This is a genomic window from Rhodococcus globerulus NBRC 14531, assembly GCF_001894805.1.
In the GTDB taxonomy this organism is placed as follows: Bacteria; Actinomycetota; Actinomycetes; order Mycobacteriales; family Mycobacteriaceae; genus Rhodococcus_F; species Rhodococcus_F globerula.
Genome location: NZ_BCWX01000002.1, coordinates 44,674 through 69,995 on the forward strand (window position 1 = coordinate 44,674; position 25,322 = coordinate 69,995).

Annotated in this window: 22 protein-coding genes and 1 tRNA gene; 11 read left to right on the top strand and 12 right to left on the bottom strand. The window is 61.6% G+C overall.

The window, feature by feature from the left end; all coding sequences use genetic code 11:
• Positions 1–95: 95 nt before the first annotated feature.
• Positions 96–1,841, top strand: a complete 1,746-nt coding sequence (locus RG2_RS08830) for a helicase HerA-like domain-containing protein (protein ID WP_033232756.1) — start codon at positions 96–98, stop codon at positions 1,839–1,841.
• Positions 1,842–1,861: 20 nt separating this feature from the next.
• Here the strand turns inward: RG2_RS08830 and lysA are convergent, their stop codons facing one another.
• From lysA to RG2_RS08855, 5 genes are all read right to left on the bottom strand, one after another.
• Positions 1,862–3,205: a diaminopimelate decarboxylase gene (gene lysA / locus RG2_RS08835; protein WP_033232758.1), complete on the bottom strand. Its 1,344-nt coding sequence runs from the start codon at positions 3,203–3,205 to the stop codon at positions 1,862–1,864.
• Positions 3,206–3,329: 124 nt separating this feature from the next.
• Entirely contained in the window at positions 3,330–3,767 is a 438-nt protein-coding gene (locus tag RG2_RS08840) for a hypothetical protein (RefSeq protein ID WP_033232760.1), read from the bottom strand.
• Positions 3,768–3,893: 126 nt separating this feature from the next.
• Positions 3,894–4,697: a mycolate reductase gene (gene cmrA, locus RG2_RS08845; protein ID WP_033232762.1), complete on the bottom strand. Its 804-nt coding sequence runs from the start codon at positions 4,695–4,697 to the stop codon at positions 3,894–3,896.
• 19 nt (positions 4,698–4,716) lie between these two features.
• Positions 4,717–6,747: an NADPH-dependent 2,4-dienoyl-CoA reductase gene (locus RG2_RS08850; RefSeq protein WP_033232763.1), complete on the bottom strand. Its 2,031-nt coding sequence runs from the start codon at positions 6,745–6,747 to the stop codon at positions 4,717–4,719.
• Positions 6,744–7,340: a PadR family transcriptional regulator gene (locus RG2_RS08855; RefSeq protein WP_045066905.1), complete on the bottom strand. Its 597-nt coding sequence runs from the start codon at positions 7,338–7,340 to the stop codon at positions 6,744–6,746. The genes RG2_RS08850 and RG2_RS08855 overlap by 4 nt, the downstream gene beginning before the upstream one ends.
• Before the next feature lie 98 nt (positions 7,341–7,438).
• On the opposite strand from RG2_RS08855, the gene RG2_RS08860 reads away from it, so the two are divergent.
• Complete coding sequence (locus RG2_RS08860; RefSeq protein ID WP_033232765.1) at positions 7,439–8,800, top strand: MFS transporter; 1,362 nt, start codon at positions 7,439–7,441, stop codon at positions 8,798–8,800.
• Here the strand turns inward: RG2_RS08860 and RG2_RS08865 are convergent.
• The 3 genes from RG2_RS08865 to RG2_RS08875 all read right to left on the bottom strand — a co-directional run bounded on the left by RG2_RS08865 (position 8,790) and on the right by RG2_RS08875 (position 11,867).
• A complete protein-coding gene (locus RG2_RS08865) occupies positions 8,790–9,611 on the bottom strand; it encodes an acyl-CoA thioesterase (protein ID WP_033232767.1) in 822 nt (273 codons plus the stop codon). The two genes, RG2_RS08860 and RG2_RS08865, sit on opposite strands and share 11 nt — an antisense overlap.
• Before the next feature lie 84 nt (positions 9,612–9,695).
• Positions 9,696–10,535, bottom strand: a complete 840-nt coding sequence (locus tag RG2_RS08870; RefSeq protein WP_033232769.1) for an alpha/beta fold hydrolase — start codon at positions 10,533–10,535, stop codon at positions 9,696–9,698.
• 111 nt (positions 10,536–10,646) lie between these two features.
• Entirely contained in the window at positions 10,647–11,867 is a 1,221-nt protein-coding gene (locus RG2_RS08875) for an NAD(P)/FAD-dependent oxidoreductase (protein ID WP_033232771.1), read from the bottom strand.
• Positions 11,868–12,027: 160 nt separating this feature from the next.
• Here RG2_RS08875 and RG2_RS08880 point away from each other — a divergent pair, with 160 nt between their 5' ends.
• A complete protein-coding gene (locus RG2_RS08880) occupies positions 12,028–12,381 on the top strand; it encodes a VOC family protein (RefSeq protein WP_033232775.1) in 354 nt (117 codons plus the stop codon).
• Positions 12,382–12,427: 46 nt separating this feature from the next.
• Here RG2_RS08880 and RG2_RS08885 read toward each other — a convergent pair whose 3' ends face one another.
• The gene (locus RG2_RS08885) at positions 12,428–13,060 is read right to left on the bottom strand and encodes a TetR family transcriptional regulator (protein WP_033232777.1); all 633 of its coding nucleotides are present in this window, start codon (positions 13,058–13,060) and stop codon (positions 12,428–12,430) included.
• Between the two features lie 156 nt (positions 13,061–13,216).
• Here RG2_RS08885 and RG2_RS08890 point away from each other — a divergent pair, with 156 nt between their 5' ends.
• Genes RG2_RS08890 through RG2_RS08900 form a run of 3 tightly spaced genes read left to right on the top strand, consistent with a single transcriptional unit; the run spans position 13,217 to position 15,745 of the window.
• Entirely contained in the window at positions 13,217–14,320 is a 1,104-nt protein-coding gene (locus RG2_RS08890) for a ferredoxin reductase (RefSeq protein ID WP_116538760.1), read from the top strand.
• A gap of 31 nt (positions 14,321–14,351) precedes the next feature.
• A complete protein-coding gene (locus RG2_RS08895; RefSeq protein ID WP_033232781.1) occupies positions 14,352–15,524 on the top strand; it encodes a fatty acid desaturase family protein in 1,173 nt (390 codons plus the stop codon).
• Between the two features lie 14 nt (positions 15,525–15,538).
• Entirely contained in the window at positions 15,539–15,745 is a 207-nt protein-coding gene (locus tag RG2_RS08900; protein WP_033232783.1) for a hypothetical protein, read from the top strand.
• A gap of 109 nt (positions 15,746–15,854) precedes the next feature.
• On the opposite strand, the gene gdhA is transcribed toward RG2_RS08900, so the two are convergent.
• Positions 15,855–17,198, bottom strand: a complete 1,344-nt coding sequence (gene gdhA, locus RG2_RS08905) for an NADP-specific glutamate dehydrogenase (protein WP_033232785.1) — start codon at positions 17,196–17,198, stop codon at positions 15,855–15,857.
• Between the two features lie 217 nt (positions 17,199–17,415).
• On the opposite strand from gdhA, the gene RG2_RS08910 reads away from it, so the two are divergent.
• Positions 17,416–18,765, top strand: a complete 1,350-nt coding sequence (locus tag RG2_RS08910; RefSeq protein ID WP_174557348.1) for a glycoside hydrolase family 183 protein — start codon at positions 17,416–17,418, stop codon at positions 18,763–18,765.
• A gap of 74 nt (positions 18,766–18,839) precedes the next feature.
• Here RG2_RS08910 and RG2_RS08915 read toward each other — a convergent pair whose 3' ends face one another.
• A complete protein-coding gene (locus RG2_RS08915; protein WP_033232790.1) occupies positions 18,840–21,017 on the bottom strand; it encodes a glutamine synthetase III family protein in 2,178 nt (725 codons plus the stop codon).
• A gap of 138 nt (positions 21,018–21,155) precedes the next feature.
• Here RG2_RS08915 and RG2_RS08920 point away from each other — a divergent pair, with 138 nt between their 5' ends.
• Both RG2_RS08920 and RG2_RS08925 read left to right on the top strand, forming a co-directional pair.
• Positions 21,156–21,446 carry a putative quinol monooxygenase gene (locus tag RG2_RS08920; protein WP_033232792.1) on the top strand — a complete coding sequence of 97 codons (291 nt, stop codon included), beginning with the start codon at positions 21,156–21,158 and terminating at the stop codon, positions 21,444–21,446.
• A gap of 67 nt (positions 21,447–21,513) precedes the next feature.
• Positions 21,514–23,040 carry an HNH endonuclease signature motif containing protein gene (locus RG2_RS08925; protein WP_080711661.1) on the top strand — a complete coding sequence of 509 codons (1,527 nt, stop codon included), beginning with the start codon at positions 21,514–21,516 and terminating at the stop codon, positions 23,038–23,040.
• A 10-nt stretch (positions 23,041–23,050) separates the two neighbouring features.
• Here the strand turns inward: RG2_RS08925 and RG2_RS08930 are convergent.
• A tRNA-Arg gene (locus RG2_RS08930) sits at positions 23,051–23,126 on the bottom strand.
• A gap of 91 nt (positions 23,127–23,217) precedes the next feature.
• On the opposite strand from RG2_RS08930, the gene RG2_RS08935 reads away from it, so the two are divergent.
• Complete coding sequence (locus RG2_RS08935) at positions 23,218–24,357, top strand: XdhC family protein (protein ID WP_033232794.1); 1,140 nt, start codon at positions 23,218–23,220, stop codon at positions 24,355–24,357.
• Positions 24,358–24,448: 91 nt separating this feature from the next.
• Positions 24,449–25,321, top strand: a complete 873-nt coding sequence (locus tag RG2_RS08940) for an FAD binding domain-containing protein (RefSeq protein ID WP_033232796.1) — start codon at positions 24,449–24,451, stop codon at positions 25,319–25,321.
• The last annotated feature ends 1 nt before the right edge of the window (position 25,322 follow it).

Consider the following 25,322-nt stretch of genomic DNA (forward strand, 5'->3'; position numbering starts at 1 on the left):
AACACAGTAGTAGGCGCGGCCGGAAGGATAAGGTCTGCGGTGACATCTCGACGCGCGTAGATCTTCTTTTGTAGTGCAAATGAGGAGGGCCTTGTATGACCGTGGATCCCAAGGACGGCGCTGTTTCACTGACGCCGGCCGAGAAGGCGAAAGTGGCCAAGGCCGCTGCTGCCGAAGCTGCTCGAGTTGCTGCCGAGGCCGCACAGGCCGCCGAGGACGCTGAGCGTGAGGCTCTCGCTGCAGAGAGTGCTGCTGCGCAAGGCGCAGCCACGCCGCCGGTTCCGTCAGGTGTTGCAGCCGAGATCGCCGCGGGCTATTCGTCGGAGGGTCGGGCGCTGGAGCTGGGGTCGATTGTTGTCGACGGAGTTGCAGATCCGGCAGCCCGGGTGCGTATTCCCTTGGCCACCGTCAACCGTCACGGCTTGATTGCCGGTGCAACCGGTACGGGCAAGACCAAGACGTTGCAGGGCATCGCGGAACAGCTCTCCGCCGCGGGTGTGCCCGTCGTGATGGCGGATGTGAAGGGTGATCTCTCGGGATTGTCCAAAGCGGGGGAGAGCAACGACAAGATCACAGCTCGGGCAATCGAGACGGGTGACGACTCCTGGACTCCGTCCGGTATGCCCGTCGAATTTCTGTCGCTGGGAACCGGCGGGATCGGGATTCCGGTCCGCGCCACCATCACGAGTTTCGGGCCGATCCTGCTCAGTAAGGTGCTGGGGCTCAACGAGACTCAGGAGTCCACGCTCGGATTGATTTTCCACTGGGCGGATACTCAGGGCCTTGCGTTGTTGGATCTCAAGGACTTGCGTTCGGTCATCGCGCACCTCACCAGTGCCGAAGGCAAGGCAGATCTGAAGGGAATCGGCGGCGTGTCGACGGCCACGGCTGGGGTCATCCTGCGCGCGCTGGTCAATCTCGAGGCCGACGGTGGTGACACCTTCTTCGGTGAACCGGAACTCGAAACCGAGGACCTGCTGCGGGTTGTCGGTGGCGCCGGCGTCATCACACTCTTCGAACTCGGCGCGCAGGCCGCGCGTCCGGCGATGTTCTCCACGTTCCTGATGTGGGTGCTGGCCGACCTGTTCCAGACCCTGCCGGAAGAAGGGGACTTGGAGAAACCCAAGTTGGTCTTCATCTTCGACGAGGCCCATCTGTTGTTCGCCGACGCGTCGAAGGCTTTCCTTCAGCAAGTCGAGCAGACCGTGAAGTTGATTCGCTCCAAGGGTGTCGGTGTGTTCTTCTGCACGCAGTTGCCCACCGACATCCCCAATTCTGTTTTGTCGCAACTGGGTGCCAGGGTGCAGCATGCTCTGCGTGCGTTCACTCCGGACGATCAGAAGGCGCTCAACAAGACGGTCCGCACGTACCCGAAGACGGAGCATTACGACCTCGAGAAGGCACTCACGTCGTTGGGAACCGGCGAGGCCATCGTGACCGTCCTCTCGGAGAAGGGTGCGCCGACACCGGTGGCCTGGACCAAGATTCGTCCGCCTCGCTCCCTGATGGACACGATCGGCAACGACGCCATCACAGCCGCGGCGGCGTCGAGTCCGCTCCACCAGAAGTACGGTCAGACGATCGATCGCGAATCGGCGTACGAGAGGCTGACGGCCAAGGTGGCCGGGGCGCCAACGGCAGACCCGTCGCTGGATCTGCCGCCGTTACCGGATCTGTCGCAGTTTCCGCCGCCGCCACCGGTCGAGCCGGAGGGTCCCAACATCGCCGAGCAGATTCTCGGCAATTCTGCGGTCAAGAGCTTCCTCAAATCGGCGGCATCTGCTGCCGGTCGGGAAATCTCGCGCAGTATCTTCGGAACCGGTAGCCGCCGTAGGCGCTGACGATTCGACGCCCGCGAGTGTCAGATGCCGACCTCGCGGGCGAGTAGGTCGTTGATCGATTCGCGTCGGATCAATGGTCGTGCGACGCCACCGAGCACGGCAATCACCGGCGGACGGCACACACTGTTGTAGGTGGATGCCATGCTGTGGTGATAGGCGCCGGTACACGGCACTCCCAACAGATCGCCCTCGTGAAGGTCTGCGGGAAGTTGTATGCCGACGGAAATTTCGTCCCCCGATTCGCAATGCCGCCCCACGACGGTCACTTCCTCGAGCGGCGCATTCGAATGTCGGTTGACCAATTCGACGTCGTAGCGACTGTTGTACAACGACACTCGCGGATTGTCGCTCATGCCGCCGTCGACGGAGACAAATGTCCTGCCGCCGCTGATGGTCTTGATGTTCGCCACGCGGTACAGCGTGACACCGGCCCGAGCGGCGATGGCCCGGCCGGGTTCGAGGACGATTTCGGGGCGAGGAAAGCGATTTCGGGTGCAGGCGTCATCGAGTGATTCGTCGATGACAATTGCCAGTCGAGTCAGGTCGAGTTGCGCGTCACCGGGGACGTACGGGATTCCGTGCCCGCCCCCGAGATCGAGTTCGGTGAGGATGATCCCGTGAGAACGACGTATGTCGTCCATTTGCGCGATCATCGTATTGATCCCGGAGCGGAAATGTTCGGGATCGGTGATCTGCGAACCGAGATGGCAATGGAGGCCGATAAGTTGGAGGTGAGGCGCTGCGCTGACGGCGGCAACCGCACGATCCAATTCTTCGGAGAATGCCGGCAGGCCGAACTTCTGGTCGACGATGCCGGTGGCCACTGCCTTGTGTCCGTGAATGTCGATACCGGGCGTGACTCGGATCAGTACTTTCTGCGGCCGGGTGCAGACCGAGGCCAGTCGTAGTGCTTCGCTGTGGGAGTCGAGAACTATCCGCCCGACACCCGCGTTGACGGCTACTCTCAGCTCTGCGACAGATTTGGCGTTGCCGTGCAGGATGATTCGTGCCGGGTCCACACCGGCTGTCAGTGCGATGGTGAGTTCGCCGGCCGAGCAGACGTCTACCCCGAGCCCCTCGTCGGAGACCCATTTTGCCATCGCTCGAATCATGAGAGCCTTGCCCGCGTACACGATTTCCGCGTCGGGGAAGATCTCGCGATACATCCGGCAGCGGTGGCGCACGTCGGCCTCGTCGACGACATAGGTGGGGGTTCCGTACTGGTCGGCGATCTCTTCGAGGGAGACGTCGCCGATGCAGATGCGTCCGCTCTGATCGTGGCGAGTGCTGATGGGCCACAAAGCCGGATCCAAGCGCGGTGTCATCGCGCTGCGTAGGGACGGGAAGATGTCGAGAAGCGTCACGTCGATCTCCTGAGGGTGACCCGCTCGGTGCGGGGCTACCAACAGATCTACTCCGGAAAAGTGCCGGTGGACCTTGTCTTGACGGGTATTTGACGGGGATACGACTGAGTTTGACGGCGTCCTTTTATGTCGTTCGTCGTCGCTTCCAGCCGAACCAACCGAGCGCCGCCAGCAGCGCAACCGCCGCGACACCGCCAACGACCGCTGTTTTGTCGATATAGACGCCGATAGACGGAGTACCGCCGGCTTCCGGAACATAACCTGCGCCGTAGACGGATTCAACTGTTGCCTGGACGTCGAAATCGGTTCCGGTATAGGGGGCGCAGCTGTATCCCTCGTATTCGGCGTCGACGTCGTAGGGCGCCGACAGGAACATCAGTCGTTCGGTACCGAGTACGTAGCTTGTGCCGCAACCATTCCCGTTTGCGAGTGTTCCCACCGACGTCACGGACGCGACATCACCCTTGTAGACGCGACTGACGTCGAACAGATAGGTGTCCTCGAACCCGTCCGAGGATTTCTCGGTGGGCGTGCCGAGGAAGATTGTGCTGGAGACACTCACTGCCTCTTGCGGCGACTCGAAGGAAACACACGAGCACGCGTTTGCCGTGGTGGGTAGCAGTAGGGGCAACCCTCCGGTCGTGAGAAGGATTGCCCCTACAGCCAACGAGCGAGAAGTTCGGATGACTCAGCCGCCGAGCTTCTTGTAGAACGTGCCAACGATCGGGGCGACAACTGCGCGCGGGGTGTAACCGCCGGCGACGGACATCGCCTTGCTCAGGATGCCCGGGACAACGCGCATCTTGTTCTCGGCCAGACCGTCGAGGGAGACCTTGGCCGTGTACTCGCTCGAGATCCAGAAGAAGTCCGGGACCAGCTTGTCGACGATCGAGGCCTCGGCGGGGTCCGGGGTCTCGGTGCGAACCGGTCCGGGGGCGAGGAGAGTGACGTTGACGCCGCTGCCTTTGAGTTCCCCGCGCAGGGATTCCGCGAACGTGTTCACGAAGGCCTTGGTGGCGGCGTAGGTCGCATTGTTGGGAATCGGCATGTTTCCCGCGGCCGATCCGACCATCAGGATGCCGCCGGACTTGCGCTCGACCATTCCGGGCAGAACGGCCAGGGTGAGGTCGTGCACCGCGACGGCGTTGAGTTCGACCTGTGCGCGCTCGTAGCTCGGGTCGAGCTCGGCTACCGGCCCGAAGGTGGCGATACCGGCGTTGTTGCACAGGATGCTGATCTCACGCGTGCCCAGTTCCTCGACCAGGACGGCACGGGCCGCGCTGTCCGAGAGATCGCAGGCACGGACCTCGACGTCGACGCCATGCTTGGCGCGAAGTGTCTCGGCAAGACCCTCCATGACGTCGCCGCGTCGTGCGACCAGGATCAGGGAGTGTCCGCGGGAGGCCAGATCAGTGGCCAGTGCCTCTCCGATTCCGGAGGAGGCACCGGTCACGACGGCGCGGGCTGTGGTGGTGGGTGTCGGCAGGCTCACGATCAGTCAGCGTAGTCGGTCAGATCTTCGCGGCCAGTCGTGTGCCCTGTTCGATGGCACGTTTTGCATCGAGTTCGCCGGCTACGTCTGCCCCGCCGATGATGTGGGTCACCATGCCGGCAACGGTCAGCTCGTCGACGAGATCGCGCACCGATTCCTGTCCGGCGCAGATCACGATGGTGTCGACCTCGAGGAGGCGAGGCTTCTCGTGCTTCTCGCCGAAGGTGATGTGCAGGCCGGCGTCGTCGATCCGTTCGTAGTTCACGCCGGAGAGTTCGTGCACACCCTTGTTCTTCAACGCGGCGCGGTGGACCCAGCCGGTAGTCTTGCCGAGGCCGGCTCCGATGCGTCCGGGCTTGCGCTGCAGGAGGTAGACCTCACGCTCCGAAAGCTCCGGGATGGGTGTGGTGAGCGCTCCCGGTGCCATCTCGGGTTCCGTGACGCCCCACTCCTGCTTCCATTCCTTCAGGTTCAAGGTGGGTGATGTTGGGTGAGTGAGGAATTCGCTGACGTCGACGCCGATACCGCCGGCTCCGATCACAGCGACGGTCTTGCCGACGGGCTTGCCCTCGCGGACCACCTCGGCGTACGTCAGTACCTTCGGATTCTCGATGCCGGGGATGTTCGGGACTCGCGGCGTCACTCCGGTGGCGACCACTACCTCGTCGAAGGATCCGATGAGATCGGCTGGAGTCACGCGTGTTTCAAGCTTGACGTCGACGCCGGCAAGGTCGAGTTGCCTGGTGTAGTACCGGATGGTTTCGGTGAATTCTTCCTTGCCTGGGATCAACTGCGCGATCCCGAACTGGCCGCCGATCGTGTCCGACGCCTCGAACAGGGTGACTGTGTGGCCGCGTTGTGCGAGATTCAACGCTGCAGAGAGACCGGCAGGTCCGCCGCCGACAACAGCAAGATTCTTGCTGCGGCGGGTGGCGGAGAGAACGAGCGTCGTCTCGCGTCCCGCGCGTGGATTGAGCAGGCAGGACACATGTTTGCGCACAAAGGCGTGGTCGAGGCAGGCCTGGTTGCAGGCGATGCAGGTATTGATCTCGTCTGGTGCTCCGCGTTGTGCTTTGTTTGCCCAGTCGGGATCGGCCAGCATCGGGCGGGCCATGGAGATCAATTGCGCGTCGCCGCGGGTGAGAATTTCCTCAGCCGTCTCGGGCATGTTGATCCGGTTGGATGCGACCACCGGAATGCTGACGTGCTTTTCGAGTTTGCCGGTGATGTCGACAAAGGCGGCGCGGGGTACGGAGGTCACGATAGTGGGCACCCGTGACTCGTGCCAGCCGATGTCGGTGTTGATGATCGTGGCGCCCGCAGCTTCGATTTCCTGTGCCAGAGTGACGATTTCATCCCATGTCTGACCGCCTTCGACCAGATCGGCCATAGACAGGCGGAACACGACGATGAAGTTCGGGCCGACGGCGCGGCGGGTGCGTCTGACGATCTCGACGGCCATGCGTCGACGGTTCTCGGAGCTACCGCCCCATTGATCTTTACGCTTGTTCGTGCGCTCGCACAGGAACTGGTTGATGAAATAGCCTTCGCCACCCATGATTTCGACGCCGTCGTATCCGGCGGATTGAGCGAGCTTGGCGCAACGGACGTAGTTGCGGATCTGCCAGCGCACCCCACGATCAGTGAGCCGCCGTGGCCGGAACGGGTTGATCGGCGCTTTGATCGACGACGCCGACACACTGAACGGTTGGTAGCTGTACCGACCGGCGTGCAGGATCTGCAATGCGATCTTGCCACCTGCGTCGTGTACTGCCTTGGTGATCCGGCGATGGCGGCGCGCCTCGATCTTGTTGGTCAGCTTGGCTCCGAACGGAAGGAGCCAGCCGGTGCGGTTGGGGGCGTAGCCGCCGGTGACGATCAATCCGACGCCGCCGCGCGCGCGTTCGGCAAAGTACTCGGCAAGTTTGTCGATGTCTTTGGCCCGGTCTTCGAGACCGGTGTGGATCGAACCCATGACTACGCGGTTCTTCAGTGTGGTGAACCCGAGGTCGAGGGGTTCGAACAGGAGGGGGAACTGCGGAGTGGTCATGGCTGCGGGTGTCCTTCCGAGTTGCTGGCAGCGGAGTTGTTGTCGGCTGAGTTGTTGTCGGCAGGGGGTAGGGCGTCCAGAATTTCCTGGCACCAGTCGACAAAGCCCTCTTCGACGCGGATGCCGCCGCGCAGAACGAGATACTGATGCAGGGGTGATCCGGAGAGAGCTGTGGGATTGGGGAAGTCGCGTTTCTCGATAAGTCGGTAGACGTCGAGTCGGGAGGCGTGGCCGTCGCGGTGGCGAGCGACTTCGTCTCGAAGTGCGGGGATGTCTGCGCTACCGGCGGCGCGGATCTTCACGGCCAGTTCATTACGCAGATGGCTGGGTTCGGACGGTTCGGCTATCCAGCGCGTCAGCTCGGCGCGGCCAGCTCCGGAGACCCGATACACCTTCTTGTCCGGGCGCCCGTCCTGAGCGACGGTTTCCACCTCGAGCCACCCGGCTTCGTCCATCCGCTTGAGTACGCGGTAGATCTGCTGGTGCGTCGCGCTGTGGAAGAACCCGATCGACTTGTCGAATCGACGGGTCAGGTCGTACCCCGACGCCTCCTGCTCGGTCAGCGAGGTCAGGAGCGCGTGTTCGAGTGCCATGAGTGAAGTATGTATGCACCTCGTTCCATATGCAACCAAGTGCATACCCTGAAAAGTTTGCACTGTTTTGTCCCTCTCGCTCGAATAGGCTCGCGATCATGAGCGCAGAGTCGACAAGTACGCAGGCGGAACCGCCCGCAGGGATAGGCGCCGCGGCGACCAAGAGTCAGGTGGTTGCGTGGGGGCTGTGGGACTGGGGATCTGCAGCATTCAACGCGGTGATCTTGACTTTTGTCTTCTCCGTTTACCTCACCGACGCCGTGGGTGACGATCTGCCCGGCTCGGTGTCGGCGACAACATGGCTCAGTTGGGCACTCGGAATCGCCGGATTCTTCATCGCGATTCTTGCTCCCATCACCGGACAACGGTTCGACGCGTCTGGCAAGCGCAAGTGGTCGCTGGCGATCCTCACCGGCATCACCGTTCTGTCGATGGCCGGGTTGTATTTCGTCGAGGACAACTATCGGTATCTGTGGCTGGGGCTTGTGCTCCTCGCCATCGGTTCGGTGATCTTCGAACTGGCCGGAGTTCCGTACAACGCCATGATGCGGCAGGTGTCGACGCCGGAGAACTTGGGCCGCGTGTCCGGGTTCGGCTGGGCCATGGGTTATTTCGGTGGAATTGTTCTGTTGTTGCTCTGCTACTTCGGGTTCATCGTCGGTGACGGCGACACGCGAGGTTTTCTGGGATTGACCACCGACGGCGGGCTGAACATCCGGATGGTGGCACTGCTTGCGGCGGTGTGGTTTGCCGTCTTCGCGATCCCGGTGTTCTTCAAGGTGCCCGAGTTGCCTACGCCCGACGCAGATCCGGGTGCGGCGAAGGCGGGGTTCCTCGATTCCTACCGCGTGCTGTGGCGCGACTTGCGTGAACTGTGGATCGTCGACCGTCGCACTATCTGGTACTTGATCGCGAGCGCCTTGTTCCGCGACGGACTCGCCGGGGTGTTCACTTTCGGTGCTGTCCTTGCCGTGAATGTGTACGGCATCAGTGCGGCGGACGTTCTGTTGTTCGGCGTTGCGGCCAACGTTATTTCGGCCATCGGCGCCTTGGTGGCAGGGCGATTCGACGACCGGATCGGGCCCAAGCAGGTCATCACCGTATCGCTCGCGTCGATGATCGTGGTCGGTGCAATCTTGATTGCGGTGTCCGGGCCGGTGATGTTCTGGATCTTCGGACTCTCGCTGTGCTTGTTTGTCGGGCCGGCACAATCGTCCGCTCGAACGTTCCTGGCGCGCATCACTCCGCCCGGTCGTGAAGGTCAGCTTTTTGGTCTGTATGCGACCACAGGCCGAGCAGTATCGTTTCTTGCGCCGACACTGTTCGGCCTGTTTGCGTGGATGTTCGGTGCCGATCGCGCCGGCATCGTCGGACTGTTGGTGGTTCTTGCTGTGGGCCTGGCTGCCCTGTCGCTGGTCAAGGCGCCCGAAGGCGACAGTGCGGAGGTTGTCAGTCCTTGAAGTAGACCAATTGGTGGGTGGTGGCCAGCAGTTCGCCGTCACTGCCCCATAATTCGGCGCTCTGATCGAAGTAACCGTTACCGAAACGCTGGGTGCGTGCGGTTCCGAGGACGGAGCGATCGGACTGCCGGGCCAGCGCTGCGGCGTCGGCATGGAAGTAGATCGTCAGCGATACGGTTCCGGCGGGAGCCATCTTGCCGCGGCGCAGGAACACTCGCGGAAAGAACACATCGCACAACGAGGTCAGCGAGGAGAAATCAAGCGCGCGCGGCGGGCTGTCACGAACCCAGAGAGTCGAGACGGAGTCGGGATGCTCGCCGGATTCCAGATCGGGGATTGCGCCCTCGATAAACCGCATTTCGTAATTCTGAGCCCAAGCGATGAACTCGGGGAACGGTTGCGCGGGAACATCTTCTGCAGCCGGCACCGCAGGCATCTCGATTTCCGTGGAGTCCCAGGTATCGCGGCGGAGGCCGAACACAGCTGTTGCGGTAGTCGCCACAGTGCCGTTCTGAGCGAGTTCGATCCACCAATGCTGTGTCGTTCGGTTGGTGCGCACCGGACGCGCAGTGATCTCGAACTGGCCTTCGGCGATCGGGCCCGCAAAATTGACCGTCAGCGACAGTGGTTCACCTAGGCACTCGGGGTGCCGCTGAACCGAGGCCAGCAACGTGGCCGAGGTGATTCCGCCGAACGGCCCGACCATGTTGTTGTATGCGGTACTGGTGTGCCCGGTCGAGAGACCCGGCGTAATGGATTCCAGGTCGACTGCGGCATCAAACGGATGCGGGGGTGCAACGGTTGTGGTCACGACAAGCTCCTGACGGTGAAATCGGTGTAGTAGGCAGTCAGTATATGTATGACAACCTACATATAAGCTCAGGTGTAGGTCGGATCAGGCTCCCGCTCGCCGGATTATCGCGTCCGCCAGTTCCTCGGCGCGTTCCTCGGGTACCCAGTGACTGCCGCCCTCCAGAACCACAAATTCGTACGGCGCATCCACGAATTCACCGCATCGTTCTGCTGCGGCGCGGCCGAGTGCGGTGTCGGCCGTACTCCAGACGTACGTCGTCGGAACAGTGGTGGGGGCTATGTCTCCGAAATCGCGAGTCATGGCGCGATACCAGTTCAATGCGCCGGTCAATGCTCCATCGCCACTGAGGATGCGAATATGTTCGTCGGCGAACTCGGGATCGATCTGGCCGTCGAACATCGCCCGCAATCGTCGGAAGTTGTCCTCCGACAACACTTTTTCGGCCTTCCCTTCCTGGCGGAGCAGTCGGATGTACGTCGAGCGTTCCTTTTGATCCTGATCTTCGCGCAGCGCCCAACCGAAAGCGGTGGGGTGGGGAACAGAGATTGCGGTCAGGCTGCGAATTCGCTGTGGATGCCGTCCCGCAACCTGCCAGGCCACGGCGGATCCCCAGTCGTGACCGACAAGATGAGCGTCGGGCAACCCCAGGGCGTCGAGCAGACCGACGGTATCGGCAACAAGGTGCTCGATGCGATAGGCGTCGACGCCGGAGGGACGGGCATCGGGCGAATATCCGCGCTGATGCGGCGCTATGACGCGAAATCCGGCGGCCGTCAGTAGGGGAGTCACTTTGCCCCAGGACGCGGCGCTTTCGGGGAATCCATGCAAGGCAAGAAGCGGGACGCCGTCGTCCGGACCGGAAATCAGGACGTCGAATGTCAGGTCGCCGACAGGAATCCGAAACGTATTCGTGGAGGACATGGTGCCACCGTACGAGGCAACTCCGGATCCACACCACACTTCGGGCTGAATTGATGACCGGCGGTCGCCTCAGCAGGCGATACGTTTGGGGGAAGGTGTGCGAAAGGCAGACTACTGGTGTCCGCGGGCCGGCCGTGTCTGTAGTTCTGGTGCGGCGGCGGTCAGTAGGGCGGCCCGATCGCGGGTCAACGGCGGATAGATGCGTTGGGTGTTGATGGTGTTCTTGGTGGCTTTGGCCTGTGCGCCGGTCGCCACAACTTGCCGATCCCAGCCTTCGGTGTAGACCGCACCTGCCGGGCCTAGGTCCAAAACCGTGACATACCACGGGATGCGGAGGGCCAGCATCGGATTGCCGAGCAGATCGCCGATCACGTTGTACCCGGCGTAGCGGCCCATCGGCCGGCTGTGCTGGCAGGACATCACCGACTGATGCTGATTATCCATCTTCGCGGTGGCGACGTCGCCGGCAGCGAATACGCCTGGTACGCCGATCACCTGGAGATAGTCGTCGACCGGGAGCCGTCCGAGCCGATCACGTTCGACCGGGAATTGCGCGGTCAACGGGTTTGCCTTCATGCCGGCACACCAGATGACCGTCGCGGCGGGCACCATCTCATCCGAAGACAGCGTGACCCCGCCCTGGTCCACCGTGGTCACACTCATCCCGGTCAGTGTCTCGACTCCGGTGTTGGACAATGCCGCTTCGATGACCGGCCTCGCCGACGCACCCATATCCGATCCGACGTTGGGGTTGTGGTCCACCAGCACCACGCGCGAGGTCACGTCGGCGCCGAACAGGGCAGTGAGCCGGCCTGGCAACTCGCAGGCGGTTTCGATGCCCGTCAGGCCGGCCCCGACCACCACCACGGTCGCCGCGGCGGGTGTGACGGGTCCTTCGGCCAGCAGGGTCAAATGAGCGTCGAGTTTCATTGCGCCGTCGTAGGTATCGACGTCGAACCCGAACTCCGTCAGACCCGGGATATCGGGTCGGGCTACACGGCTACCTGCCGCCAGAACGAGGCGGTCGTAGCCGTACGTCTGTGACTGACCACCGACGTTTGCGGAGACGGTCCGCGCACCGGTGTCGACCGCGGTCACCTCCGCGGTGACATAGGCGATCCCGGCCGGGTTGAGGACATCGGCCAGCGGGATGCGGCAGGCGCTGAGATCGGCCTCGTAGTTGCGCACCCGGATGTCGTGGAAGGGCTGGGCGCTGAGTACCGTGATCGACACCTGCCCGGCCGGTATCCCGAGTTCGTCGAGCCGCCGAGCAGCGCCGAGCGCGGCCCATAATCCGGCGAATCCGGAACCGATGATGATGACATCGCTCATGCGTCGAGGGTCTCACGGATCGCGGCAGAACAGGTGTGTGCTGCGTTGGAATGTTCGCGAACGCTGCGATAAGAGAAGCAATTCGCCGATGACTTAGCCCGGTCTGCCAGGTCAGTATCTGAGTACGAGCGCCATTGTTTACGTCGAGAGGTACAACCTTATGTCGATCGATCATGTTCTTGCTGTCGTCCCCGTTCGAGACCTCGCAGAGGCAGTGCAGTGGTACTCGAGTCTGTTCGGCCGCGGGCCTGACAATCGCCCGATGGTGAACTTGGCAGAATGGCGTGTGACTGACACCGGATGGGTGCAGGTCACGGTGGACACTCGCCGCGCGGGTCTGGCGCTGCTCAACTTTGCCGTGGACGACCTCACGACGCACCGTGAGGCGGTCGGTGTGCGAGGGCTGACGCTGGATGCGGTGGTGGATGCAAACAAAGGTGTGCAGTTGTCGAGTATCAGCGATCCTGACGGCAACACCCTGACATTCATCGGCGGGTTCCGGATCCACTACTGACCGGAACTACGCCTCGTGTGCGAGTTCGTAGTGTTCGACTCTGTTTCTAGGTTCGAGAGGGATCCCAGGTAGCCATACCCAGAATGATCAGCCGCAACTGCTTCTCGGCCCGCGCGATTACAGCATCTTCGCTGGGATATCCCGGCGAGCCTGCGTCGAGGAGTGCCACGACGGCGGTGAACATCACGCCGACGATCAGGTCGGCCGCAATTTCAAGATCGTCGTTTCGCCAGTTTTCCAGCCCAGCCATTCGGGAGAGGTCGACGGTGAGTTCGCTGACGAACAATCGCATCTCGGTGTTGATGGCGCGTCGTATCTCGCTGATGCCGCCGTAGCGTTCGCGGCAGAGGAAGCGAAACTCGCGCTCGTGTGAATGAACCTGGCGGACAAGGATATCGAGTGAGGTTCCGGCGTTCTTGGGGCTGGGGTCGCGCCTGGCGTCGCGCAACATTTGCCGAAGCATGCGCATGCTCTCCTCGACCAGGACGACTCCGAGGTCTTCCATCGAGGCGAAGTGCCGATAGAAGGCCGTGGGGACGATGCCCGCCTCGCGGGCCACTTCGCGGAGGCTGATGCCGGCAAAACTCCGGTCGGCGAGGAGATCCATCGCGGTATCGAGCAGCGCTTGGCGTGTGCGCTCCTTCTTGGCTGCGCGATTTTCCGGCTCAGCCTTGGTCACGATGTACGAGTGTAGATATCGGCACGGTGGACTCTTTCTGTGGATCGCGTAACTCACGTCACATTCATCTTGACATATACCTGTGTGCACCTGTCACACTATTATCAGTGAACATTTGTACACTGAAATTATGCAACCTGGAAGGAGTGGCTGACAATGGCATCAACCTCCAAGACTCTGGCCAGACGCGGGCTGGCCCTGATCGAAGCCATGGCTGCTCCGCATCAGATCGATCGTTACCTCGAACTCGTCAATCCCATGGCGACGGTGCGCGACATTCGCGCGCAGGTCGTATCGGTCGACCATCCGACCGCTGATTCAGTGACATTGACCCTGCGTCCGACGCGCCAGTGGCGCGGATTCTCTGCCGGACAGTTCGTCCAGGTAGGCGTCGTGATCGACGGGGTGCGTCATACCCGCTGCTACTCGCCGGCTGGTTCTGCGTCCAGCCGTGATGGCCTTATCGAACTCACAGTGAAAGCCCATCCCGGTGGGCTGGTGTCGCAGTATTTGAACGCGCATGCCGAACCGGGACTTGTAGTCAGCCTGTCCCAGGCCGACGGTGTTTTTACGCTCCCCATCGAACGGCCCTCTCACATTCTCCTGATCAGCGGTGGCAGTGGAATCACCCCGGTGATGTCGATGCTGCGTACCCTCGTCGACGCAGAACATCGCGGCGAGATCGTGTTCCTGCATTACGTGAACACCAAGAAGGATGTGTCTTATCTCCACGCGTTGAAGGCCATCGCTGAGCAGCATCGGAATGTGAAACTGGTACTCGTGTACACCGAATCCGGTGGGGGAGACCTGGACGGTTTCTTCGACAACACGCACCTGAGCGCGGTCGCGCCCTGGATTGCCGATCCGGAAACGGCAGATGCGCAGGCATATCTCTGTGGACCACCCGGACTGATGCACGGAGTGCGCGAGGTCTTTCGTGAACTCGACATCGAGCACCTGCTCCATACCGAGGAGTTTGCGCCCGCCGCAGCTGAACCCGGCGACGCAGGCGGCGAAGTGGCGTTCACGAAAAGTGGAGTGGCGGCCGAAAACTCAGGCAAAACCCTCCTCGAACAGGCGGAAGCCGCGGGGCTGAGTCCGGAATACGGCTGCCGGATGGGCATCTGCTTCTCGTGTACCTCCGTCAAGAAGCTCGGCCGAACACGCAACATTCGCACCGGTGAGACCGACGACGAACCCGACAAGAAGATCCAACTCTGTGTCAGCGCACCCGTCGGCGATGTCGCCGTGGATATCTGAGCGAAGACACCTATACTTTTTGGAGACTGTCATGTTTGGACTTTCCCTTTCTGCACTCCCTTTCCTGGGCAACGGACCTGATAAGGACCCCGACGCTCCGGTAGTACTCACCTACGACCAGGTCGAGGAAATCGGCCGTGAGTTGGATGCGATCCGGGATCGCACGGTCGCATCGCTCGGCGCCGAGGACCGCGAATACATTTATCGGATCATCAAGGCGCAGCGTGGTTTCGAGGTTGCCGGCCGAGGTCTGATGTACCTTGGCTTCCTGCCGCCGGTGTGGCTCGCAGCGGTGGGCGCGCTGAGTATCTCGAAGATCCTGGACAACATGGAGATCGGGCACAACGTCATGCACGGTCAGTACGACTGGATGCGTGAACCAGGCCTCAATTCCGAAGTGTTCGAATGGGATACGGTGTGTCCGTCGGACCAGTGGCGTCACTCGCACAACTACATGCATCACACCTACACAAATATTCTGGGCAAAGACCGGGATATCGGATACGGCATTCTGCGTATCGACCCAGCCCAAAAATGGAACCCCTATTACCTCGGTAATCCGGTATGGGCGTTTGCCTTGATGATGCTCTTCGAGTGGGGCGTCATGATGCATGATCTGGAGATCGAGAATGTCCTCGCCGGCAAGCGGAAATGGTACGACGTCAAACCGCTGATCAAGGGTTGGTGGAAGAAGGCAGGCAAGCAGGTCCTCAAGGACTACGTTATCTTCCCGGCTCTTACCGGACCGCTGTTCGCCACCACTCTGGCAGGAAATGTCACCGCAAATCTGGTCCGGAACGTATGGACCTACTCGATCATCTTCTGCGGCCATTTCCCCACCGGCGTACAGAGTTTCACGGAGGACGAGACGGCCGAGGAGACTCGGGGGCAGTGGTATGTCCGTCAGATGCTCGGCAGTGCCAACATCCAAGGCAGTCCGTTGTTCCACATCATGTCCGGCAACTTGTCCCACCAGATCGAACATCATCTGTTCCCGGACCTGCCGGCACATCGGTACCCGCAGATTGCGCCTGAGGTCGAGGCACTGTGCGCGCAGTACGGTTTGCCGTACAACACGGGTGGCTTCTGGAAGCAGATCGGATCGGTATGGGGCAAGATCTTCAAGTTTGCCTTGCCGCCTGGAATGATCAAGTCACAGAGTCTTACCGGTGTTATTGTCGAACGCCAGAGAACCGTAGCCTGAGAGGCGCACACGTGATGGTCGGGAAATTTGAACGTCGCAAAGACACCGTCCAGGAATTGACGGAATCGGCGGCTACGCACGTCGGATCCATCGCGATGATCATCGCCGGTGCAGTCCGCGACGTGACCCGGGAAATCGGGGACTGGGTATCCGACGGTATCGAAATGCGTGAGGCGGCAAAGAAAGCCGCCGCCGACGACACAACCGAACCACCGACTTAACTGAGCCGGCAACGCTGTCGCGTCAACGCTGATCCAGCAACACTGTTTCATCAACGCAAAGGACGCCCCCACACAGTGGAGGCGTCCTTTGCCGGTTGGACGGTACTTCTTAGATAACGCCCAGCGAGATCATGGCGTCGGCGACCTTGACGAAGCCGGCGATGTTCGCGCCGTGCACGTAGTCGCCAGGCTTGCCGTACTCGGCAGCCGTGTTGATGGTGCGGCTGTGGATGCCACGCATGATGCGGGCGAGACGCTCGTCGGTGTACTCGAAGCTCCAGGAATCGCGTGACGCGTTCTGCTGCATTTCGAGAGCCGAGGTGGCGACGCCACCGGCGTTTGCTGCCTTACCTGGAGCAAACGCGACGTTGGAGTCGCGGAAGAGTGCGATGCCACCGGGGGTGGTGGGCATGTTCGCGCCTTCGGCAACAGCCTGAACGCCGTTGGCGATCAAGGTCTTTGCGGCGTCTTCATCGAGCTCGTTCTGGGTTGCGCAGGGGAGTGCAACGTCGCACGGCACGTCCCAGATGGAACCGCCGGCGATGAACTGCGCGTGCGGAACGGCGTCGGCGTACTCGCTGATGCGGCCGCGGCGAACTTCCTTGATCTCCTTGAGGAGGTCGAGGTCGATGCCCTTCTTGTCCACGATGTACCCCGAGGAGTCGGAGCAGGCGATCGCGACGCCGCCGAGCTTGTGGATCTTCTGGATCGCGTAGATGGCGACGTTGCCGGATCCGGAGATCACGACGTTCTTGCCCTCGAGGTCTTCGCCCTTGGCCTTGAGCATTTCGGCGACGAAGTACGCAACGCCGTAGCCGGTGGCCTCGGTGCGGACCTGAGACCCGCCCCAGGTGATGCCCTTGCCGGTGAGAACGCCGGACTCGTAGGTGTTGGTCAGTCGCTTGTACTGGCCGAACAGGTAACCGATCTCGCGGCCACCGACGCCGATGTCGCCGGCCGGAACGTCGGTGTATTCACCGATGTGGCGCTGCAGTTCCGTCATGAAGGACTGACAGAAACGCATGACCTCTGCGTCGGTGCGGCCCTTGGGATCGAAGTCCGATCCACCCTTGCCGCCGCCGATGGGCAGGCCGGTGAGGGAGTTCTTGAAGATCTGCTCGAAGCCGAGGAACTTCACGATGCCCAGGTTGACACTGGGGTGGAACCGCAGGCCGCCCTTGTACGGGCCGAGTGCGCTGTTGTACTGGACGCGGAAGCCACGGTTGACGTGAACATTGCCGTTGTCGTCGGTCCACGGCACGCGGAAGATGATCTGGCGTTCCGGCTCGCACAGGCGCTCGATCAGCCCGGCGTCGGCGTAGCGCGGGTGGCGCTCGAGTACGACGTGGAGAGATTCGAAAACTTCGGCTGCAGCCTGGTGGAACTCCGGCTCACCTGCATTGCGAACCAACACCTGATCATAAATCTGCGCTACGCGGTCACGTACGGACACCGCTCACCTACCTGACATTGTGAGTACTTTTTTACATTTCCGTTACATAGTAGGCGCCTTTGTTGCCCAATCCGGCATCCGTTGGGCGAAGGTGAAATCCGCCACACCGGGTTTTTCCGGGAAATCAAGTGACCGTTTTATAACGATTTGCTCTTCTTTCACTCTGTTAACACTGCGCTGGTGGTTTGCTGGCGGAGCGAACAAATAGACAGAGGGGATGCGTGTGCGCTCGAAACGGTCTGTGTCAGCGTTGTTGTCCATAGGTGTAGTCACGATTGCGGCAACCATCGCGTCAGCCCCAGCGGCATCGGCGATAGGTGGACCGTGTGGGGCAGGCGGTACCGGTTCGCTTGGCTCGCTGACGGGTTCGATGACGGGTTCCCTCTCGGGCTCTGCCGGCACGGGATCGCTGGTCAATTCTTTGCCCTGGATCACGGGCGCACCGAACGGCGCATTGCCCGTATTGACCGGCCGGACCAAGGCAATCGAAATGGTGACCGGCCCTGGCAGCCCGAACGACACGATCAACCGGTTCAACGTCTCGGGTACAGACCTCGGAATCATGTGGGACAACGGGCTTTCCGGAGCTGACCACAACGTATTGATGGCATTCGGCGACACTGTCGGCGACTGCGAGGTCGACGGCGACGACTGGCGCAGCAATGTGCTCTTCCGCAGTAGTAACACCGATTTCCAGGACCGGCTTCGGATCGACAGTTCACCCAAGGACCTTCCGAATCACTCCAAGGAGATCATCCCCGGATTCGGCATTCCGTTCGAGTTCACCACGATCCCGACGGCCGGCATCTCCTACGGCGGTGTGCAATACATCCGGTTCATGTCGGTTCGTACGTGGGACGAGCCGGGCGCCTGGACAACCAACTACTCGGCGCTGGCCTACTCGACGGATAACGGCGAGAACTGGGACATCGATCCCGTGACGGTACGCGCCAACACTCCTGGCCTCGACATTCCGGGAATTCCGGCTGTGTCCTCGATCAACGAGAACTTTCAGCAGAGCGCGTTCGTCGACGGTGGCGACGGCTATATCTACGAGTACGGCACACCGTCGGGACGCTTCGGGAAGGCAGTTTTGGCACGTGTCCTCGGTGCAGAACTGCGAAACCCCCTTGCCTACACGTATTGGGACGGTTCGGGTTGGAGTCCGAACTCCGACGACGCGGTGCAGGTCATCAAGGCCCCGGTCAGTGAACTCGCGGTGCAGTGGAACGACTATCTCGACAAGTACGTCGCGATGTACACCAGCGCGGACGGCAGCCTCGTGATTCGGCAGGCCGATCATCCGGAGGGTCCGTGGAGTGGCACGCAGACCCTTCTGAGCGGATATACCCTGCCGAGCCTGTACGGCGGGTTCATGCACCCGTGGACCTCCCGAACCGGCAACACTCTCGAGTTTGTCGCTACAACGTGGGATCGCTACAACGTGATCTATATGCAGACAGACCTGACGGGCATGAAGATGTCGTCGTCGGATTCGCGCGACCGGCCGGACCCCGCGACAACCGGTGAGGCTCAGCTCCTGGAGATGAGAATGCCCGCAGAATAGAAATATGGAATAGAAATATGGCATAGCAATATGGCCTGCAACCGGAATTCGGTTGCAGGCCATATTCTTTGTCGTCAGAGGATGTAGAGCATTTCCTGATAGGTGGGAAGCGGCCAGTGGTCGTCCGCAACCATGGTTTCCAGGAGATCCGCAGCGGTGCGAACATCCGCCATGGCCGGCATCAAAGCCTCCTGCGCATGCGTGGCTGCCTCGAGCGGCGAGTCGTGGGGAATTTCCTTGATCGCCGCGCGCAAAGCGGCAAGTGCTGCCCGAAGAGCGGTCACCGGTTCGGAAACCTCGGTCAGCGGCGCTGAATCCGGTTCGAGGCCGGCAGCCTTCAATGCGACGAAGTTCTGGGCGATCTCGGTCTGATGGCGGACCGCTGCGGGGAGAATAAGCGTCGTGCCGATCTCAACCGCCAGGCGTGCCTCGACGCCGATGCTCAGCGCGTACTGCTCGAGGCCGACCTCGTAGCGGCTGTGCATCTCTCGATGGTTGAAGACGTTGTACTTGTCGAAGAGCTCCAAAGCGGATTCGGAGATGAGTTCGGGCAAAGCGTCCAACGTGGTCCGGAGGTTGGGCAGTCCGCGTGCCTCCGCTTCGATCTGCCAGTTTTCCGAGTAGCCGTCACCGTTGAAGACGACGGCACCGTGGTTGGTGATGATGTCGGTCAGCAGGTTCTGAACCGCGGTGTCGAAATCGGCACCGTCGGCAACTGCCGTTTCGAGTTCGGTTGCCATGTAGTCGAGAGCTTCGGCCATGATCGTGTTGATGGTCACCATCGGACCGTTGACGGTCTGCATGGAACCCGGAGCGCGGAACTCGAACCTGTTGCCGGTGAAGGCAAATGGGCTGGTCCGGTTGCGGTCGCCGGGATCAGTGGGGAGAACGGGGAGCGTGTCGGCACCGATCATCATGGTGCCCTTGTCCTTCGACGACGTCGCAGCACCCTTGGCGATCTGCTCGAACACGTCGGCCAGTTGGTCGCCGAGGAAGATCGAGATGATCGCGGGCGGAGCCTCGTTGGCGCCGAGGCGGTGATCGTTGGTAGCCGACGCCACGGAGGCGCGCAGGAGTCCCGCGTACTTGTGGACGGCGCGGATCACAGCTGCACAGAACACCAGGAACTGAGCATTGTCGTGCGGATTATCGCCGGGGACAAGCAAACTGCCGAGTTCCGAGTTACCCAACGAGAAGTTGACGTGCTTGCCCGAGCCGTTGACACCGTCGAACGGCTTCTCGTGGAACAGGCACTCCATGCCGTGCTTCTTGGCGACGGTCTTGAACGTGGTCATCAACAGCTGCTGATGGTCGGCGGCGATGTTGCCGCGCTCGAACATCGGCGCGATCTCGAACTGGCCGGGAGCAACCTCGTTGTGACGGGTCTTCGCCGGAATGCCGAGTTTGAACAGTTCGCGTTCGGTATCCATCATGAAACCGAGGACTCGCTCGGGGATGGCGCCGAAGTAGTGGTCGTCGAACTCCTGGCCCTTGGGTGGCTTGGTGCCGAAGAGCGTGCGGCCCGCATTGAGCAGGTCGGGGCGGGCGAGGAAGAAGTGCCGATCGATCAGGAAGTACTCCTGCTCGGGACCGCAGAAGGACACAATCTGCTCGGGTTCGGTGTGGCCGAACAGCTTCAGGATGCGTTCGGCGTGCACGCCCATCACCTGCTGCGAACGGAGCAGCGGAGTCTTGTGGTCGAGCGCTTCGCCGGTCATCGATACGAAAACCGTAGGGATGCAGAGGGTATTGCCGTTGGGATTCTCGAGAACGTACGCCGGGCTGGTCACGTCCCAGCCGGTGTATCCGCGAGCCTCGAACGTGTTGCGCAGGCCGCCGTTGGGGAAGCTCGACGCATCCGGCTCACCCTGGATGAGTGTCTTGCCCGCGAATTCGGCGAGCGCTGACCCGTCGCCGACCGGCTCGAAGAAGCTGTCGTGCTTCTCAGCCGTCAGTCCGGTCAGTGGGTAGAAGACGTGCGCGTAGTGGGTGGCGCCCTTCTCGAGTGCCCAGTCCTTCATGGCCGATGCAACGGCGTCTGCAACCGCCGGGTCGAGGGGCTTGCCCTGTTCGATCGTGGCGATCACGGACTTGTAGATCTGCTTGGGCAGGCGCTTCTGCATCACCACTTTGTTGAACACGTTGGCGCCGAACACCTCGCCGGGAGCTTCGTCACCTGAGAAACTCACGACGGGAGGTGTGTAGGCCTCGACGTCCTTGATCGCTTGCAGACGAACTGCATTTCCACTCATCTACGTACCCCTCGCGCGGCCCAGGGCAGCTTGTTGCGACCCGATTGCCGATCACTTTACGAACCTTCTGTATCGGGAATGTTTCACAGACATTGCGCCTGCCCTCGACTTGTCGGTGGGTTCGGGCAGGATTGCCGAATGTCAGCGATCAGGGTGTTGGTGGGCAGTGCGGTCGAACCGGAAAATCTCGCGGAGGTCATAGGTATCTATCGCGAACTTGTTCGCGAGACCCGCAAGGAGAGCGGCTGCATCAGCTACGAATTGCTGCAGCAAAGCGACAATCCCGGTGAGCTGATGTTGGTGGAGGAATGGGAATCCCAGGCGCACCTGGACGCTCACACGCACACCGATCATTTTGTGCGGTTGGTTGCGGCCCTGGACAGGTTGGAGAAGGCTGCGCCGGCGCGGATTTATTCAAAAGTGTTGTGACGCAGCTATTCCCATAGGTATCGATTGCTGCTAGAATCGATTGTACGTTCGAACTGGGGGGGTGTTGATGAGCGGCATTGTGGATGCATTGGTCGAAGGACATGCGTCCATTGCGCGCGCCCAGTTCCTCGAGGTTGATGCCGTCACGTCGCTGTATTTCGAGCGGTGCTCCGAGGATGAGAATGCCGGTCGCAATGCCGCGGTTCAGGGTGAATTCGTACATGTCGAAGTTGCGTTCGTTCTGAGTATCACCGAGTATGCGGCGACGCGGATGATCTCGTTGGGGTGCGATCTGCGCTTGCGGTTGCATCGGGTGTCTGCGGCATTTGCGTCGGGAGAGATTGATCTCGGTAAGGCGACAGCGCTTTCGGATGCGCTGGCCAATGTGTCCGATGATGCACTTGACCTCATTGAACAGTTACTTCTGGACGGCGCCGACAAATGCAGCAGCAGCAGGCTCAAGGCCCGAGCGCGCAGCCTGATCGCACGCCATGATCCGGAAGGTGTGCGCGCTCGGCGGCGGCGCGCGCAGGAAGACCGCGATGTGCGGATCAGTGCGGGTGTCGACGGTATGTCGACGCTCGACGGTGTGCTGCCGGCGGTTGGTGCGCACATCGTGGCGGCAAAGCTGCAGACGATGTCGCGGCAGGTATGTGCGCGCGATCCTCGAACCTTGGCGCAACGTCGCGCCGACGCCTTGGTAGCGCTGTCGGAGGGGCGGGCGGTTCTCGCCTGTGCATGTGGCACTGATTGTGGGCGGGATGTGGAGCCGGTATCAGCCCCGTCGCAGGCGACAATTCTAGTGGGCGTCAGTGTTTCCACGTTGCTCGGTTTTGATGATCTGCCGGCTTTTCTGCATGGATACGGTGCTATCGATGCGGAGTTGGCGCGGGAAATTGCGGCCGACGGTGTGTGGCGGCAAGTGCTGACGCTCTCGGAGAAGGATCGTCATATTCTCTGCCAAAACCTCACGGGAACACATGGTTTCAGTGCTGGCGGACCTGAACTCGGAGTGGGTAGGCGGTCGAGCGCACCATTGGTGTCGCCTGCCGCAGTTGCAGCGCGGAAGCGGTACCGGGAGGACCGGACGTATCGACCTTCGGCTGCGCTTGCGCGGACGGTCCGGACCCGCGACGGTACGTGCCGGTTCCCGAATTGTGGTGTGCGGGCCGAGAATTGCGATCTCGATCATACTGTGGCGTTCAATCACGAGAATCCTGACCGCGGTGGGCTCACCACCGAGCAGAACCTGGCGTCCGTGTGCCGCAAGCATCATCGGCTCAAGACCTGGGGGTACTGGACCGTGCGGCAGATCGGAGGCGGGGCACTCGAATGGGTCGCACCGACTGGTTCTCTTGTCGTGACGAAGCCGCGGGGTGCGTTTTGTGATCCCGATGTGCAGTCCGATGAAGTCGAGCGGTTCCGGCTTACCGAAAGTCATGTGGTTGAGCGATTGTTCCGATGCCATGGTCGTGGCGTCGAGGCAGATCTCGAGTTCATGCTCGATTCCACGGTGGCGGGATGGCGGCGACGGCGACCACTTGCTCGCGCTGCGATTCCATCCCACGTGGTGAACGAGCCACCACCGTTCTGACCAGAAAGTATGGTGCCCCCGGCAGGATTCGAACCTGCGACCAAGAGATTAGAAGGCTCTTGCTCTATCCCCTGAGCTACGGAGGCGCGGAGACGATATTACCTTCCCCGTGACGGCGCTCGATCACCCCCGTCTGGAATACGCTCGATAGGAGAAGACACCGAATGGGAGCTGCAGATGCGGGATGTTCTGTCCGAACTGATGAAGGTGTGGCGAGCCGACGGTACGGCAGGTGTCGGAACAGTGGTGCGGACGTTCCGGTCAGCTCCCCGGATGCCGGGCGCGTCGATGCTGGTGGCCCCGGACGGTTCGGTGACGGGCTCGGTGTCGGGTGGGTGCGTCGAAGGTGCCGTGTATGAAACAGCCACGGAGGTAATCGAATCCGGTGTACCGACCCTCGAAAGGTACGGCGTTGCCGACGACGACGCCTTTGCAGTGGGGCTGACATGCGGCGGCACGATCGAGGTCTTTGTCGAAGCTGTGTCGAGGCAGACGTTCGACAGCCTCGAGAGTGTGGCCACCGATGTCGAGGAGCATCGCCCGGTAGCGGTGGCAACCGTCATAACTCACTCGGATCCGTCGTGGGTGGGCCGACGCATGGTGATACGACCGGACACCACGGACGGTTCGATCGGATCGGCGCGCGCGGATTCCGCGGTGACCGACGACGCTCGTGGCCTGTTGGCGGCAGGACGTACGGAAGTGCTGACGTACGGACCGGACGGTGAGCGTCGAGGTGAGGGGATGCGGGTTTTTGTCGCGAGCTACGCTCCCCGCGCCCGGATGCTGGTATTCGGGGCCATCGATTTTGCGGCCGCGGTTGCCAAGCAAGGTTCATTTCTCGGGTACCGGGTGACGGTGTGCGACGCCCGCGAGGTTTTTGCGACTCCGTCGCGGTTTCCGACAGCCGACGAAGTGGTGATCGACTGGCCACATCGATACCTGGCAGCACAGGCGGAGGCCGGCGCAATCGACTCACGCACAGTCATCTGCGTGTTGACTCACGATCCGAAATTCGACGTGCCTCTGCTCGAGGTTGCGCTCCGACTACCGGAAGTCGGGTTTGTCGGCGCGATGGGTTCGCGTCGCACACATCAAGACAGGCTCGAACGATTGCGCTCGGCAGGTGTCACCGACCTCGAGTTGGCGAGGCTGGCGAGTCCGATCGGTCTGGACCTCGGCGCGCGAACGCCGGAGGAAACCGCAGTGTCGATCGCGGCGGAGATCATCGCGCTTCGGTGGGGTGGTGAGGGCAAGCCGCTGAGCGGGTTGGAGGGCCCCATTCACCGCAGTTCAGGGGAATCCGAGAGCCGCTGACCTGGGGAAATGCACTACCGCCTGTGGCACCCTTGACTCGCTGTGACGCTCGGCAGAAGCTGAGATGACAGTCGAATGTGGGGTGCATCACATGCAGGTTCCTGGGCCGTTCGAGTACGAGCGGGCAACCGGTATCGACCACGCCATCGGATTGCTGGAGCGACTGGGCGATCAGGCGCGCGTTGTTGCGGGCGGACACAGCCTGCTTCCGATGATGAAGCTGCGACTGGCAAACCCCGAGTATCTGATCGACATCAACGACTTGGCCGAGGAACTTGGTTACATCACGTTCGGGGACGGACACGTTCGGATCGGCGCGATGGCGCGTCATCGTCAGTTACTCGAATCCGACGACCTTGCCGGCGCCTTCCCGATCTTTCGAGACGCGGAAAAAGTGATCGCCGATCCGGTGGTGCGAAACCGCGGAACCATCGGCGGTTCGTTGTGTCAGGCCGACCCCGCGGAAGACCTCAGCACCGTGTGCTCGGTGTTGGACGCGACGTGCGTCGTACGTGGTCCTTCGGGAACCCGCGACATTCCGATGGCGGAATTTCATGTCGGCCCCTATGAGACGGCCCTCAGCACAAACGAGATTCTGGTCGAGGTTCGGATTGCGAGCAGGGCCAACAGTTCGAGCGCGTACGCAAAGGTGGAACGGCGCGTGGGGGATTGGGCGATCACGGCTGCGGGTGCCGCGGTATGGATGGAAGGCGATGCAATGAAGGGAGCGCGCCTCGGCCTTACTGCGGTCAATTCCGATCCACAGGCGCTGGCCGCGATTTCCGGATATCTGGAGGGCAAGGCGCCGTCCGAGGAGGTCTACCGGCGCGCCGGGGAGATGGCCGAGCAGGCCTGCGAGCCCGTCACCGATCAGCGCGGAAGTGCCGACTACAAACGCCACCTCGCAGGCGTACTGACCGTCCGCACTCTGCGAACTGCTGTGGCCAGGATTGGGGAAGACTGAT

Excerpts from the sequence above, each read along its gene's own strand:
- RG2_RS08830 (WP_033232756.1), top strand. The coding sequence starts at position 96 with ATGACCGTGGATCCCAAGGACGGCGCTGTTTCACTGACGCCGGCCGAG.
- RG2_RS08850 (WP_033232763.1), bottom strand. The coding sequence starts at position 6,747 with ATGACCACTCCGCAGTTCCCCCTCCTGTTCGAACCCCTCGACCTCGGG.
- RG2_RS08855 (WP_045066905.1), bottom strand. The coding sequence starts at position 7,340 with ATGGCACTCGAACACGCGCTCCTGACCTCGCTGACCGAGCAGGAGGCG.
- RG2_RS08860 (WP_033232765.1), top strand. The coding sequence starts at position 7,439 with ATGAGCGCAGAGTCGACAAGTACGCAGGCGGAACCGCCCGCAGGGATA.
- RG2_RS08870 (WP_033232769.1), bottom strand. The coding sequence starts at position 10,535 with ATGTCCTCCACGAATACGTTTCGGATTCCTGTCGGCGACCTGACATTC.
- RG2_RS08875 (WP_033232771.1), bottom strand. The coding sequence starts at position 11,867 with ATGAGCGATGTCATCATCATCGGTTCCGGATTCGCCGGATTATGGGCC.
- RG2_RS08880 (WP_033232775.1), top strand. The coding sequence starts at position 12,028 with ATGTCGATCGATCATGTTCTTGCTGTCGTCCCCGTTCGAGACCTCGCA.
- RG2_RS08890 (WP_116538760.1), top strand. The coding sequence starts at position 13,217 with ATGGCATCAACCTCCAAGACTCTGGCCAGACGCGGGCTGGCCCTGATC.
- RG2_RS08895 (WP_033232781.1), top strand. The coding sequence starts at position 14,352 with ATGTTTGGACTTTCCCTTTCTGCACTCCCTTTCCTGGGCAACGGACCT.
- RG2_RS08900 (WP_033232783.1), top strand. The coding sequence starts at position 15,539 with ATGGTCGGGAAATTTGAACGTCGCAAAGACACCGTCCAGGAATTGACG.
- RG2_RS08910 (WP_174557348.1), top strand. The coding sequence starts at position 17,416 with ATGCGTGTGCGCTCGAAACGGTCTGTGTCAGCGTTGTTGTCCATAGGT.
- RG2_RS08915 (WP_033232790.1), bottom strand. The coding sequence starts at position 21,017 with ATGAGTGGAAATGCAGTTCGTCTGCAAGCGATCAAGGACGTCGAGGCC.
- RG2_RS08920 (WP_033232792.1), top strand. The coding sequence starts at position 21,156 with ATGTCAGCGATCAGGGTGTTGGTGGGCAGTGCGGTCGAACCGGAAAAT.
- RG2_RS08925 (WP_080711661.1), top strand. The coding sequence starts at position 21,514 with ATGAGCGGCATTGTGGATGCATTGGTCGAAGGACATGCGTCCATTGCG.
- RG2_RS08935 (WP_033232794.1), top strand. The coding sequence starts at position 23,218 with ATGCGGGATGTTCTGTCCGAACTGATGAAGGTGTGGCGAGCCGACGGT.
- RG2_RS08940 (WP_033232796.1), top strand. The coding sequence starts at position 24,449 with ATGCAGGTTCCTGGGCCGTTCGAGTACGAGCGGGCAACCGGTATCGAC.